Origin of the sequence: Segatella baroniae DSM 16972 = JCM 13447, assembly GCF_000426585.1 — a bacterium.
Taxonomy (GTDB): Bacteria; Bacteroidota; Bacteroidia; order Bacteroidales; family Bacteroidaceae; genus Prevotella; species Prevotella baroniae.
The window spans coordinates 73,971-88,159 of sequence record NZ_AUFQ01000001.1; the positions used below are offsets into that span (position 1 = coordinate 73,971).

Below are 14,189 nucleotides of genomic sequence, written 5' to 3' on the forward strand. Positions count from 1 at the left end.
TAATGATATTTTATTTTTCAGCCACAGGAAACTCTCGTTGGGCGGCTAATAAACTATCACAACTCCTGCACGACACCAATATCATATCGATACCTGCAGCCCTCAAAGGAGACTGTAGGTTTCATGTTTCAGAGGGTGAACCCATAGGTTTCATATTCCCAGTGCATGGTTGGCGGCCGCCTAAGATTGTTAGAGGTTTTATAGAAAGGTTCCAAATCATATCCGAAGAGAAGTCCTTTCGCTACACCTACTCTGTCATTACGGCAGGAGATGATATCGGCATGACTGTCAACTATCTACAGAAAGACATTTCACGCAAAGGTTTGAAGCTTGACAGTGCTTTTTCGCTGATTATGCCGGAGTCATACGTCGGTCTTCCCTTCATGGATGTGGACACCAAAGAAACGGCGAATCGAAAGAAACGCGAAGCCTTGAAACAGCTGGTTGCCGCCGCCGAATCCATATCAAGCCATCAGAATGTATTCCATGTCAAGCGAGGCCGCTGTCCCCGACTCAAGAGTCATGTCATAGGCTGGTTCTTCGTGAAGCAACTGATTACCGACAAACGTTTTTGGGTAGACAAGGACAAATGTGTCAAATGCGGAATCTGTGCCAATGTCTGCCCTGTCGACGACATCCAAGGAGGGCATGGCAAAATGCCCACATGGTTGCACAACCAGGCTTGCCTCACTTGCTTCAACTGCTATCACCATTGTCCGCATCACGCTATCGAGTTTGGACGGTTCACCAAAAACAAAGGACAATATTATTTCACCTAACCTTATTATATATCACACATGCGCAGACTTCTTTTCCTCGCCTTCCTTTGCTCCGTAGCATTGTCCGCCTTTGCCAATCACCCACTGAAGGTTGTTGACAAATATAACAAAACGGTACTCCCCCCAGTATTGGGAACAAAAGATTGTGGAGACATTCTCCCCAGAAGATGTCTGACCGGCAGTCAACTCATGTCTACAAGGGCCATAAAAACAGACGGAACAGCATGTATACCAACCGGCCTGGGTAGCGGCAAAGTGATTCGCATCCCTGTTGTATTAGCCGAATTTACCGATCGTAAATTCACAGTCAAGCAAACTCGAAAGGCTTTTGCCCAATTTTTCAACGCACAGACAGCATTGGAAGACCTGGGCAACGGCAACCACAAGAACCATGGCAGCGTGAAGACTTATTTTCACGACATGAGCCAAGGCGAGTTTGTGCTGCAATTCGACATTTACGGTACGGTGGAACTGCCTCACACAATGGGCTACTATGGTGGCCAGCACCCAAATGACAACAAAGATGAAAGAAGCGCAGAGATGGTGCTTGACGCCACAAGGCTCATCAAAGACTCGATTTCAGACGCTTCCATCTACGACGCCAACGGCGACGGCTTCATAGATTGCGTCTACGTGATTTATGCAGGATTGGGACAAAACCACGGAGGCGAAGCCAACACGGTGTGGGCATGCACTTCTCGGGTAAGCGGAGAACTCGGAAACAGGAAACTGGGCTATTACAGCGTCGGCTCGGAGCTACAGCCTTTCAAAGTGTCCAAAACGTCCGACGACATGTGCATTGCCGGGATTGGGGTCACATGCCATGAGTTGTCACATGCCATGGGCTTGCCCGACATTTACCCTTTAACCAACACTTCCGGTTTTGGCAACCACAATCAAAACATGGAGTATTGGGACTTGATGGATGGTGGAGAATACAGGTCGAACGGCTGGCGCCCCACGCCTTATACGGCTTGGGAAAAGTCTCAATTCGGATGGCCGGTGGCTATAAAAGAACTTGACGAGTCGCAGCATGTCACTATGCCCGCACCCAGCAAAGGAGATGAAATCGTGTATAAAATACCCAACCACAACGACCCAAACGAGTATTTCCTGTTGGAAAACATCCAAGAGAACGGGTGGAACCAGGGAGCCCAAGGACATGGACTGCTGATGTATCATGTATATTTCAGTTCGCCGGATGTAAATCCCTTCCTGTCTGTCAATGCGACGAAGGGCAAACCCAACATGGCAATTGTACCTGCCGACGGCCGTTGCTATTCCTACGATATCCTGCCAAACAATTCTTCCGCAAAGAACATATACTTCACCGAGCTGGCAGGAGACCCGTTCCCCGGGCGTGCAAACGCGACCGAACTCACAGACCTTTCCAACGTGCCCAACTTCCATTGGTATACGCAGGATGCGACCGCCATGAAATCCACACTCAATCCGGAATACTTCAAAACCGATTTCGCTCTTAAAAACATCGTGGAAGCCGACGGAGCAATCTCGTTCGATTTTTACAAGAACATCTCCACAGCCCTCTCCCCCGTTCTCAAGTCCAACGGTCTAAAAACTTTCATTTACGACTTGAACGGATTGTACATGGGTGAAGACCTTCGCAAACTTCCGCAAGGAATCTATATCGTAAACAGAAAGAAAGTAGTGGTTCTGTAGGCTTCGTCCCCCTGACCAAAGCACCACGAGAATGTCGACAGAACCCGCGTTTCTTTTGACAAACGCCCCCGCTCAATAAACGAAAAAATCCAAAGTCGTGCTTTGGATAGGCGTGCGCCCTTAGGGACTCGAACCCTAGACCCACTGATTAAGAGTCAGTTGCTCTACCAACTGAGCTAAGGGCGCATGTTTTGCCGTTTAAAACTCGAAAGTGTGCGCCCTTAGGGACTCGAACCCTAGACCCACTGATTAAGAGTCAGTTGCTCTACCAACTGAGCTAAGGGCGCAACACGTACAATCGAAAAGTTTGCTTTCAGCTCCTTTTTTCTAAATTGCGAGTGCAAAGGTAACATCTTTTTAACGAACAGCCAAATAAATCTTTCTTTTTTTGTCAATAATACTGCAACAAAAGTTTGATGACATCATCAGCAGCAGCCAATGATTCCGCACGCTTTCACCCGCGCTTCGTGCCGATTCCATATCGACAACTACACGGGCGAAGCCTCGTTTCCATCGAGAGTGTAAAATAAACTGTGTCAGGCCGGTTCATAGGGGCATAGCCATGGTGCACTGCGCCTGCAACCGCATGTACTGTGCATACAACCGTCTGTACTCCACCTGCAACCGCCTTGGCGGTTGGTTCTTTTGTAGGGAAGGGTTGTGAGCGAAGCGAGCTACCCTGCCTGGCCAGTGACAGAGAAAGCTAGGCAGAAGGTCTTGGTCTTTTTAAGTTTGTGGTGGATATTGCTGGGTATAAAGGGTGAGCCGTCGGAATTGTCAATTGGTTTTTGAAGCATGAGGAGGCACAAGCTGCAAGGTCGATAGGATGGCCATGGTTGCCGCTGACTGCCCCTCCATAGCGGGCGGGCAGGCTTGCATGACGGCACCCGAGGCTTTCCTGCGGGTGTTGAAGCCGGCGGCTTCACCTCTCCGTAACCTCCGGTCATGCCGCAGGATGACCGGGGGGAGGTGTGTCCGCCACCCATCCGCCGACCCTGGAGGGGTCGCCCATCATCATCACGGCTGTCTTTGGGCGACCCTTCCAGGGTCGATTTCCGCCCGGTCTTTTATCCCCTGGTCACTCCGCTTCGCAGAGATGACCAGGGGTTACTGAGCGATGAAGCCTCCGGCTTCATCTCCTGCGCAGCCTGCGACAGGCATTTCTTGCCGCCGGCTGCCCCTGGATGGCGGGCGGGTAGGCTTGCGTGCCGGCCCCCGAGGCTTTCCTGCGGGTGTTGAAGCCGGAGGCTTCACCTCTACCTACTCCCCGGTCATGCCGCAGGATGACCGGGGGAGGTGTGCCCGCCATCCATCCGCCGACCCTGGAGGGGGTCGCCCACCATCATCACGTCAGTCTTTGGACGACCCTTCCAGGGTCGATTTCCGCCTGGTCTTCTATCCCCTGGTCACTCCGCTTCGCAGAGATGACCAGGGGGTATTGAGCGATGAAGCCTCCGGCTTCATCTCCTGCGCAGCCTGCGACAGGCTTTTCTTGGTACCCAATCGGTTGAGGGACATAGTCATGGTGTATTGCGCATGCAATCGCCTGTACTGTACCTGCAGCCGCATGTACTGTGTACACTACCGCATGTACTCCGCCTGCTACCGCCTTGGCGGTTGATTCGTTTGTAGGGCGGGGGTGCGAGCGCAGCGAGCTACCCTGCCTGGGAGGACGTGGTGACAAGAAGCTAGGCCGAAGGTCTTGGTCTTTTTAGAGGGCAGAGGTTGTGAGCGAAGCGAGCTACCCTGCCTGGCTAGTGACAGAGAAAGCTAGGCCGAAGGTCTTGGTCTTTTTAAGTTTGTGGTGGATGTTGCTGGGTATAAAGGGTGAGCCATCGGAATTGTCAAAGGCTTTTGAAGCATGCAAAGGTATGAGCGACAAGGGCGATATGATGGCATGTGTATTGATTGAAAACGGACTTTCCTGCAAAAAGCGATGGTTCAAATATAAAAAGACCAAGACCTTCGGCCTAGCTCTCCACCACCAAAGCTTAGGCAGGGTAGCTCGCTGCGCTCGCACCCCTGCCCTACAAACGAATCAACCGCCAAGGCGGTAGCAGGCGGAGTACATGCGGTAGTGTACACAGTACATGCGGTTGCAGGTGGAGTACAGACGGTTGTATGCACAGTACATGCGGTTGCAGGTGGAGTACAGACGGTTGTATGCACAGTACATGCGGTTGCATGCGCTGTGCACCAAGGCTATGCCCCTATGAACCGACCTGACACAGTTTACTTTACACTCTCTTTCCCTCCGCTTAATGGATGACAATGCGCACGCTGTCGACTTATTCGGACGCAAACTGTTTGATACGCTGCTCCTCGCTCAAACGGCAAATCAGCAGCGTTCCGTCTTTCTCCGCCACAATGAATCCCTCCAAGCCTTCCACCACGACCCTTTTTGCCTGCGTCGCGTGAACGATACAATTATGGCTGTCATGAAATTCTATGTTCGGACCGATGGCACAGTTTCCATACAAGTCTTTATGGGAGTGCATCATAAGGCTCCCCCACGTACCCAAATCGCTCCATCCAAAGTTTGCGGGACACACAAAGATTTCTTCCGCCTTCTCCATGATGGCGTAATCGACCGAAATGTTCTCGCATTCCGGATACTGTTCGTCGATGAGAACCTGCTCTTCCGGAGTACCATAGACGGGAAGCAGGCGTTCAAAGACTTTAGATATGGAAGGCTGGTACACCCTAAACGCATTCACAATCGTCTCGACACTCCAAATGAAAATGCCCGCGTTCCAGAAATAATTGTTTTGTTTTATATAGCGATTGGCTGTTTCCAAATCCGGTTTTTCCCTGAAAGAATCAACCCTGAACACCTCCTTGTTTCTCGGAGAACGTGCGGACAAGTCAGCTTGTATGTAGCCAAATCCTGTTTCGGGACGTGTCGGGCGCATTCCCAAAGTTATGATGGCGTCGGTTTCCGACGTAAAATTCAGGCATGAAGAAACAACCCGTCTGAACTCCACCTCGTCGGTCACGATGTGGTCGCTCGGCGTAACTACGACGTTGGCATTGGGGTCTTGTGACTTGATTTTCCAACTGACGTAGGCAATGCAGGGAGCGGTGTTGCGCCTACAGGGTTCCAACAGAATGTGGTCTTCCCGCACTTCGGGGAGCTGTTTTCTGACGATGTCGAAATACTTCTTGTTCGTGACAATCCAAACATTGGACGAATCGCAAATGCCCTTGAATCTGGAGAGTGTCAGTTGGAGCAATGTCTTTCCTACTCCCAAAACGTCTATAAACTGTTTTGGCTTATCAGAAGAGCTCATCGGCCAGAAACGACTCCCTACTCCCCCAGCCATAATTACCAAGTGGTTGTTCATATCAAAATAAATAATAATTAGGCCAAAGATAGCAAATTTTGTTTGACAAACCTAATTTCTGCCAATTAAATTGAAACAATGGGCTTCTATAGCCTCCAAATGCTTGAAAAAGCGATATGGAATGTGGCACGAGTGGCCTTTGACAAGCACTTGGCTTTTTGCAACCGTCCTGCGCCGCTTTTCCCAAAGCAGTCCTTTTATCGAGTAAAAGCACTGCGATGATGCGGTGAAAAGGCAGCTTTTGCAATGTAAAAGGACAGCGGTTGATTTCTAACAGGCACGCCATTGTATCACCACAAGTGGGCGATGTCGAAAAAGTCGAGCGGAAATCGTATAAAAAAGTACAAGCCTGTGCAGACTCATACGGTTGAGTTGCACAGGCTTGCGCCTTGTTGTTGCGGTCGCCTATAGGCGTTTTACCTATTTATAGACATGTGCCGACTCCAGGTCTTCGGTGAAAGTCGTCTGCTCATACTGGTTGCCATAGTTGTCGATGGCCACCACGCGCACCTTGGCGTTGGGATTCTTCAGCTTGTAGACGAAATCATGGGTGGACTTCTGGCTATAGTTGGTGGGATTGCGATTGACGACACCGATGTGATAGGCCTGCGACCATGCGTCGGTATTGAAATAGTCGGCATACGACAAGGTCATGTCGCCACTGAAGACGCCATCTTCATACACCTGTATCTTCCAGTTCGTGTCGTAGTTCCATACATTGGCGACGACGAAGTCCTTGCTCAGCCCATAGCCGAACATGCCGTGTTCACCGCCCCAAGAGCCGTCTCCACGATGCAGCCTGATTTGGAAACTCTGGTCGTACTTGGTGCTTTTGTAGTAGTTGTTGACGACTTTGCTGCCTTTTATCTCATACACTTGATAGCCGTTTGGCGTGCCTTCTCCGCAGATGTTGGAGTGCCACCATGCGCCACATGCCGCTCCGTGAATGCGCTCCGCGAAGGTGTAGGGCTGATTGCCATGGAAATTCTCCTGATAGTGGGTGTGCCCCGAGAGCATGAGCAGATTGGCGTAGCCCTTGAGAAGCTCCATCATCTGCGTGCGGTTCTTGTGGTTCGTCTCCCGCCATGGTATGTGGTAATAGACGATGACCATCTTGTCTTTCGACACATGCTTCAAGTCGCTTTTCATCCATGCCAACACCTCGTCGGTGATACCGCCCTTGTAGTCCTTGGTGGAGTTGTAGAGGATGTTGTCCAGGCAGACGAAGTGGACGTCGCCGCGGTTGAACGAGTAATTGAGGGGGCCGAAATTCTCACGGTAGGTTTTCGTGATGTCGTTTCCAGTCTTGCCCGTCTCCTTGTCGTGGTTGCCTATGGCCACAAACATGGGCATGGAAGTCGACTGCATGAGCACCCGCATGGAGTTCATCAATTCAACATGGCCTTCGTCCACGATGTCGCCGAGACAGAGTCCGTAGATGGGCAGCTTGCTGTTGTCCACGGTCTGCTTGACGTCGGGCATAGTCTCCGTGCGGAACCGCTCCGCGTCGCGGTTGCTTTTCACCTGCGGGTCGGCCATGACGAGCAGGTTGAAATGGTTCTCGTCGTCATTCAGTTTGGTCAGTTTGAAGTCATATCGTTGCTCACCGCTCTTCAGCGTTTTGTAGAAAGCCGTGGAACTGGCCTTGTATCCCTTTGGAATGGAATAGTTCACATACAGCGCTCCGCCGTGGCGTTTCATCTGATACCAGCCTTTGGCATTGGTGACGACGCTCTGAAAGCCGTCGCTCACCACCACACCGGCCACCCCCTGTCCCTTGTCGTCGACAAGCTGCCCGTAGAGGTCGTTGCCGGCGTCCGGCTTGAAGGTTTCAGAGCCACCGCCATTGGGTGGCGTGGGAGACGGCGTGTCGTTGGGTGAGCCGCATGAAACGAGCGGAAAAGCCAGCATGACCAGCAGCGACAGCACGAGAAGATTCTTGAATTTGATTTTCATATCCTTGATTATTTTTTTGAAATGACAATGTCGTCGATGGCAAACCGCTTGTTGCCCTTGGTCGTAAAGACGAGGCGCGTGTCGGCAGAAGCGTCGCGAATCGTGAACTTCACGTCCTCCCATTCGCTGCCGCCCTTGGTTTTCTTGTGCTTGTAGACATACTTCGTGACGGAAAGAGTGCCTGAACCTTCCAGACTGATGGCAAGGCTTCCACCCTCTTCCTCGAACCACTCGGCCACTCTGAGCGAAACCTCTACGTCGCTCTTGCCCGTGCCAAGCGCTTCGAGGGCGGGAGTCGTGACCTTTCCGACTGCACTTGCAGTCCCAAGCTTGATGTATCCCGGGCGCTCATAGACCTTGGAGCCTTCCCATCCCTCAAGCCCCTTGGAGACAAGATAGGAGTGGGCCATGGTGGCAAAGAGGTCGTTGGAACCGTCCTGGTTGGCCGTGCGCTTCTGCAACTCGCCGAGCGGATCGGGCAAGATGTTCTTTCCTTCGTCGTCCTTGGCCCACTTCGGCATGGTTCCGGGGTGTCCCGCAACGAAATCTCCACCATAGATGCAAAGGTCGAAATGCTGCTCAAGGATAATCCAATCGCTGACCTTGGCGTCCAAGCTTACTGCCGCAACGTCGGCCTGGTCGGCCTGAATCGTGATGGTCAGCTGGCCCGACTTGACCGGTGTCCCGCCAAGAGGCAGGGAAAGAATGCCGGTGGCCGCGTCGAGCGTGACGATTTCGTCTTCCATGCTCAGTCCCTCGGAGGCTTCACCGCTGAAACTGGCGTGGAGCGTGAACTTCATCCCCTTGTAACCATACTCATAAGGAATGTTGACTGTCAGGCCGGTGGCAGGATGTCCCACCTGTAGTGAAGAGGAAAGGCTGGGCGCCCCCCAGGTGAAAGGCCGTCCTTCCTCCTGGTCGCAGGTCACGGTGAGCGTCTTCCCCGCGGCGGTCAGCTGGAAGGAAGCCTGTCGTGCCGTTCCCGTGTTGCGGGCGGCGGTGATGACAATCTGCTCACGCGTCTGTCCGTCGCCTTCCCCGTTGCTCTTGCTGAACGATAGCCATTGGGCGTCGGTCGTTATCTGCCATGCGCCCGTTGCACATACGGTGAAGTTGCGGCCGTCTTCCGCACTGGAGAAATGCAGCTGGTCGTCACTTCCAAGAAGAATCGACTCGCTGCTGTCGCTGCACGACACCAGGACAGCCATGAGTGTCATGACGCACACTACATATTTGAATATGCTGTATTTTTTCATACTGATTTGCTGCTAAAGTGTTTTATCAAAAGTTTTCTTTGATTCCAAAGCGTCGGATGGGAGCCATGGGCTCATTCCCATCCGTCGTTCTGTTTGAGATTGAGATTCTTGACCCGCGCCGCCGTTGGAATGGGATGCAAGTATTTCCTGTTTTCCCAGACGTTGTTGTTGGCGACGTACAGACGACCGTCCTCAAAAGTATAGAAACGGGTCTTGCTCAAGTCGATGTAGGTGATGTTCTTGTCTTTCTTGCCCGGGGCCTTGTCCACGACCATGAGGTCGGGCTTGCCATCCCCGTCGGAGTCTACCGCACGGCCTTTCTCACCTATATAGATGGAGCTTTGGCTCTTGACCAGCATCTCACCTTCTTTCCATCGCATGAGATCGTCGTAGCGCATTCCCGCAGCTTCGAAGAAAAGCTCTATGGCCCGCTCCCTTCTGATTTCCAAAATCCACTTGTCGCTCACCATATTGTTATAATAGTTCACGAGATAAGGGTCTGCCGTTGCAGGCGCACCGCCATTGACACCGGCGCGTTCGCGGATTGGCCGTATGGTTTGATTCCAGACCTTCTCCGTCATTTGCCCCAGTTCGGCCTTGGCCTCGGCCACGTTCAGGAGGATTTCCGCGTAGCGGATGATGGGTATCGCGTTGCTGCAATGATTGGTCACCTCATAATATGTCCCGTCCATATTGTACTTGATCACCTGATACCCGGTCATCGTTACACTCCAATTGGGGCTGGTTGGGATTTGCACACCATTGTTGCTGGCCTTCGAATAGCCTGGGGCCATGATTTCCTGCGCCAACCGGCAGTCGCGGTTGCTACAGTTTTGCGCGAATGTCTTGGTGGCATAGTCGGACGCGTCGGTGAATCGGCTGCCGTCTCGATTGAGATAGGTGTTGACAAACTCCTGGGTGGGCGACCAACGGTTCGACAGGTTGCCCGACGACACAAAGATTTGAGTAAGGTTGTGGAGCGAACTGAGGTCTGCGCTATACTCCTTTGCCCAAATCACCTCTTGCCTGACGGGTGTCTCCTGCTGGAAGACGTGCCGGTAATCGCTTTCCGGGTTTCCCGTATTATAGAGACTGAACTGCCCGGAGTTGATGATCTTTTCCGACGCGTCGATGCAGTCCTTGAGATACCTTTGGGATGCGTCCTGCTCCTTCCAGGGTTGCCCGGTGGAGGGATTCACGGCGTGGTACTTCCGATAAGTGCCCTCAAAGAGACATATACGAGACTTTACGGCGAGAGCCATCCATGGCGTGACGGTCGTCTCACTGCGGTTGACGATATGGTCACAGGCGTAGTTTATGTCCCGCAACACGCTGTCCATCACGACTTCACGGTCGTCGCGAAGCTTGTAGAGAGCCGTCGTGTCCTTCGCGTCTATCGTATGGTTGTACCAAGGCACGTCGCCATAAGTCTTCACTTTATCGAAATAGAAGAGGGCACGCCAGAACCGGGCGATACCACGGTAGTGGTTGACCACCTCGGGGGGGCATGCGGCCTTGTCCATGTGCTCCAGAAAATAGTTGACACGGAAGAGGTCTTTCCATGCGCCTATCGTCCAACCGGACATCTGGCTTGCAGTGAAGTTCTTTTGAAGGAGGGCGGTGGTGGTGTTGCGAGCCAAGTAGTCGCACGTAGACCCGCCTGTTGTCAGCTCCTCGGCCCCAGGTGTCATATTGAGATACAGCCCGTTGGCATACAGCTGGAGTTGCTCTTCATTGGCAAAAAACTTCTCGGAATCCATTCTGGCGATGGGCCGCTTGTCCAAGTAGTCGTCACAAGAACTGCAGAACAACGCGGCAAGCGCCAAACATATATATATCTTTTTCATAAGATTTGATTTCTATGTGTTAGTGATTAGAAAGCGATATTGAGACCCAAGGACAGACTCTTGAGCATGGGATAGCTGTAGCCGTCTCCCGCCACACCGGTCTGTCCGTTCCATCCCGAGGCGTCACCAGCACTGATGACCTCCGGGTCAAAATTCTTGGCCCACTTGTGCAAGGGCGTGATGGTAAGCAGGTTCTCGCCGGAGACGTAGACCATCAGGTTGCTGAGCCCTATCTTTGAAACAAAAGCTTTCGGGAAAGTGTAGGACAAGCTGACAGTCTTCAGGCGCAGGTAGGCCGCGTTCTGCAGATAGCGGTTGTTCGTGCGGGCAAGCGTCCCCTTGCTGTCCTCTGCTATGTAACCACGCAAGCGGGGCCAATAAGCCGTTGGGTTGGTGATATTGCCGTCCTCGTCGACTCCCGCACGGTTGGCGGAATTGTGCCAAGGCAGGTCGTAACCATAGACGCGACCATAGTTGCCCCAGAAGAGGCCGGCCTCGGTGTTGGGATACCAGTCGCGTTTGCCCACACCCTGCCAGAACATGGAAAGCCCGATTCCCTTCCACTCTGCCCCATAGCTGAAGCTGTAGCAATAGCGGGGGGTGGTGTTGCCTATCTTGACAAGGTCGCCGTGGTCTTCCAGCGTGTTGTTGCCAATATCTATCTTATTGTCCTTCTTGACATCTCTGAACTTCAAGTCGCCGGCTTCCCACACCTGACCCGACCGGTTGTAGTTGTGCAGCCAGCTCTGGTCGGGAGAGTTCTGCACATCCTCTTTGCTCTGGAAGAAGCCAAGGCAGTCGAAGCCCCATATTTCGCCAACTTCCTTACCTTTATAATATGAGGTGATGGTATTCGTCGTAGCCGTGTATTTGGTGATTTTGCTGCTGGCGTTCCACAAGGCCGCCTTGACATGGTAGCTGAGGGGGCTTCCGGCCACCATGACACGGTCTCTCCACCCAAGACTGATTTCCCATCCGTCGGTACGCATGTCCGCATTGTTGCCCTTGGGGGCGCTGTTGCCATACACCGCGGGGAGTTCGTCGCCGACGACATACATGTCTTTCGTGTTCTTGCGATATATATCAAAGGAGAAGGTGAAGCGATTCTTGAACATGTCGATGTCGACACCCAGATTGTAGGTGATGACCTTTTCCCAGGTAAGCCCACTTGGCACAGGTGCCGGAGCCTGCGTGTAGTTGGCAAGTTTCCCATTGATGATGCTGGTGCCGCGGCTGACGCTCATGGTCGACAGATACTGATAGGGAGACACAAGCCCATTGCCGGCCTCTCCTATCGAGACACGCAGCTTGAGATTGTCGAGGAAGCGCTTGCGCAAAGACTCCATCCAAGGTTCTTCGCTGATGCGCCATCCCAAAGAGGCGGAAGGAAAGAATCCCCACTGCTGGTTGGTCGGGAATTTGGAACTGCCGTCGTAGCGGCCGCTTGTCTCAAACAGATAACGACCTTTCCAGTTGTAGTTCAAGCGATAGAAAAGGCCTACGAAAGCCCAGTCGTAGGAGCCATTGTCGTTGATGTAATAAGCGTCTCCATCCGTGAAATTGAAGTTAGGCATGTCGGGCATAAGCAATCCCTGACGCATGACACGTGTGGAACGATACATCTCCTGTTCGAGGTTCCAGCCTCCCATCGCCTTGAAATTATGACCGCCGAGAAGTTTCGGAGTGTAGGTAAGGGTGGCGCTTCCAGCCATGTACTCCGTATCATAGTAACGATGCTCCAGATGACTGTAGTTGTACCAAGACCATTTTTCGGTGGGCGAGATCATGGCGTCGTAGATATTGCCGACTTGCTCGCGTCGCTGGTGACTGCGTTTGTAGGTGAAGTCCGCTTTGGCGACGAGCACGTCTTTCATGATATCGGCATAGAGAGACGTCGTATTCGTGACGTTGGCCCATTTGTTTTGCCGCCATGAAGTGCCTTCGGCAAATCCCGCATAGCCCGTGTACACGGCAGCCTGCGTCCAAGTGCCGTCAGTGTTGCGGAGAGTGGCGACGGGGAATCCCTGCGTCTCTATCTGCCGCTGGATGGGTATTCGAGTGTCCAGGTTGTTGCGGTCGTAGGCGTACATGACGATAGGCTCATGATAGTCCTGCAAGAATATGTCGGTGTTGTTCTCCAGGCGGAGCCAGCGATTGATCTTCAACATGCCTTTCGCACGGACGTTGTAGCGGTTGAACTTTTCGTTGCCGACCTTGTAGATACCATTGTTGCCGTTGTATCTGCCACTGACGTAATAGGTTGCACGGTCCGAACCGCCACTGATGGAGACATTGTGCTGGGTGGCGAAATTGTTGTTGCGATAAACGGCGCCAAACCAGTCAGTGTTGCCGTAATACTCGTAGTAGCCGTTGTCATTGGTGCGCTGCTTTTCTAGCAGGGGATTGGCATTGCGCCGCTGCAATTCCGAATACCATTCGCTCCAACTCCTGTTATGGGCATTGAACACATTGTTGATCGTACTGGGCTCGGTTCCCCGATAGCCCATGTAGGATTCATAGAAGTCATTGGTCCACTGCAGTCCATTGGTGACGACGTCATACTTTACCGTGCGCTGCACGAGCGACACTTGTCCGGAATATTTCACAACCGTCTTGCCTGCCTTTGCACTTTTCGTGGTGACGAGAATGACGCCGAAAGCTCCACGTGCTCCGTAGACGGCTGCCGACGACGCGTCTTTCAACACCGACACGCTCTCTACATCATCGGGATTGACTTGGGAGAGACTTCCTTCCACGCCATCGACAAGCACCAGCGCAGAGCCACCGGCTCCAATGGAGTTCACGTTGCCGCGAATGTGAATGCCGCCTCCTCGGGTGGAGCGTCCGTCTGTCTGGGTGATGGTGAGCCCGGGAATCTGTCCTTGCAGCGAGCGCGTTATGTTGGCATTGGCGCGGTTCTCCACCACGTCGCCCGAGACTTTGTCTATGGCACCCACGATGTCTCTCTTCTTTTGGACGCCATAGCCCACCACGACAAGCTCGTCGAGCGAGCTGACATTCTCCTTCAGCGTAACGGCCATACGGCCTCCCGAGACACGCAGGCTCTGCGCCAAATATCCCACATACGACACGCGCAGCAGGTCTCCCCGCTTGGCCTGGACCGAAAAGTTTCCGTCGATGTCGGTGACGGCTCCCTGCTTTGTAGAAGTGTTTTGCACGGTGACGCCGATGAGCGGATTGCCATTGGAGTCAGTTACTGTACCTTTAATCATGGACTGGGCCTGAACGGCCATCGCACTAATCAATAATGCCAAAAGAGCCATGAATCGGAAGCATTTTGCATTCCTTACCGCATTTTTATATATC

General features: G+C 52.7%; 8 protein-coding genes and 2 tRNA genes. 2 read left to right on the forward strand and 8 right to left on the reverse strand.

The annotated features are described in order from the left end of the window. Positions 1-2: 2 nt before the first annotated feature. Together K334_RS0100365 and K334_RS0100370 are read left to right on the forward strand one after the other, a co-directional pair. Positions 3-779: an EFR1 family ferrodoxin gene (locus tag K334_RS0100365; protein ID WP_025881076.1), complete on the forward strand. Its 777-nt coding sequence runs from the start codon at positions 3-5 to the stop codon at positions 777-779. Positions 780-968: 189 nt separating this feature from the next. Continuing rightward, the gene (locus tag K334_RS0100370; protein ID WP_238318998.1) at positions 969-2,459 is read left to right on the forward strand and encodes a M6 family metalloprotease domain-containing protein; all 1,491 of its coding nucleotides are present in this window, start codon (positions 969-971) and stop codon (positions 2,457-2,459) included. Between the two features lie 113 nt (positions 2,460-2,572). Here the strand turns inward: K334_RS0100370 and K334_RS0100375 are convergent. The 8 genes from K334_RS0100375 to K334_RS0100410 form a co-directional block, all read right to left on the reverse strand. Beyond that, positions 2,573-2,645 (reverse strand) — tRNA-Lys (locus tag K334_RS0100375). A gap of 28 nt (positions 2,646-2,673) precedes the next feature. Then, positions 2,674-2,746: transfer RNA gene (locus K334_RS0100380), tRNA-Lys, on the reverse strand. Positions 2,747-4,497: 1,751 nt separating this feature from the next. Next, a complete protein-coding gene (locus tag K334_RS14650) occupies positions 4,498-4,635 on the reverse strand; it encodes a hypothetical protein (protein ID WP_154655509.1) in 138 nt (45 codons plus the stop codon). Between the two features lie 112 nt (positions 4,636-4,747). Further along, positions 4,748-5,803 carry a mannose-1-phosphate guanylyltransferase gene (locus K334_RS0100390; RefSeq protein WP_025880673.1) on the reverse strand — a complete coding sequence of 352 codons (1,056 nt, stop codon included), beginning with the start codon at positions 5,801-5,803 and terminating at the stop codon, positions 4,748-4,750. Between the two features lie 420 nt (positions 5,804-6,223). Beyond that, entirely contained in the window at positions 6,224-7,759 is a 1,536-nt protein-coding gene (locus K334_RS0100395) for a calcineurin-like phosphoesterase C-terminal domain-containing protein (RefSeq protein WP_027444354.1), read from the reverse strand. Positions 7,760-7,767: 8 nt separating this feature from the next. Then, positions 7,768-9,015: a BACON domain-containing protein gene (locus K334_RS0100400; RefSeq protein ID WP_025880675.1), complete on the reverse strand. Its 1,248-nt coding sequence runs from the start codon at positions 9,013-9,015 to the stop codon at positions 7,768-7,770. A gap of 71 nt (positions 9,016-9,086) precedes the next feature. Continuing rightward, the gene (locus K334_RS0100405; RefSeq protein ID WP_025880677.1) at positions 9,087-10,862 is read right to left on the reverse strand and encodes a RagB/SusD family nutrient uptake outer membrane protein; all 1,776 of its coding nucleotides are present in this window, start codon (positions 10,860-10,862) and stop codon (positions 9,087-9,089) included. 26 nt (positions 10,863-10,888) lie between these two features. Beyond that, positions 10,889-14,146, reverse strand: coding sequence for a SusC/RagA family TonB-linked outer membrane protein (locus K334_RS0100410; protein WP_238318955.1), 3,258 nt, complete (start codon positions 14,144-14,146; stop codon positions 10,889-10,891). Between the last annotated feature and the right edge of the window lie 43 nt (positions 14,147-14,189).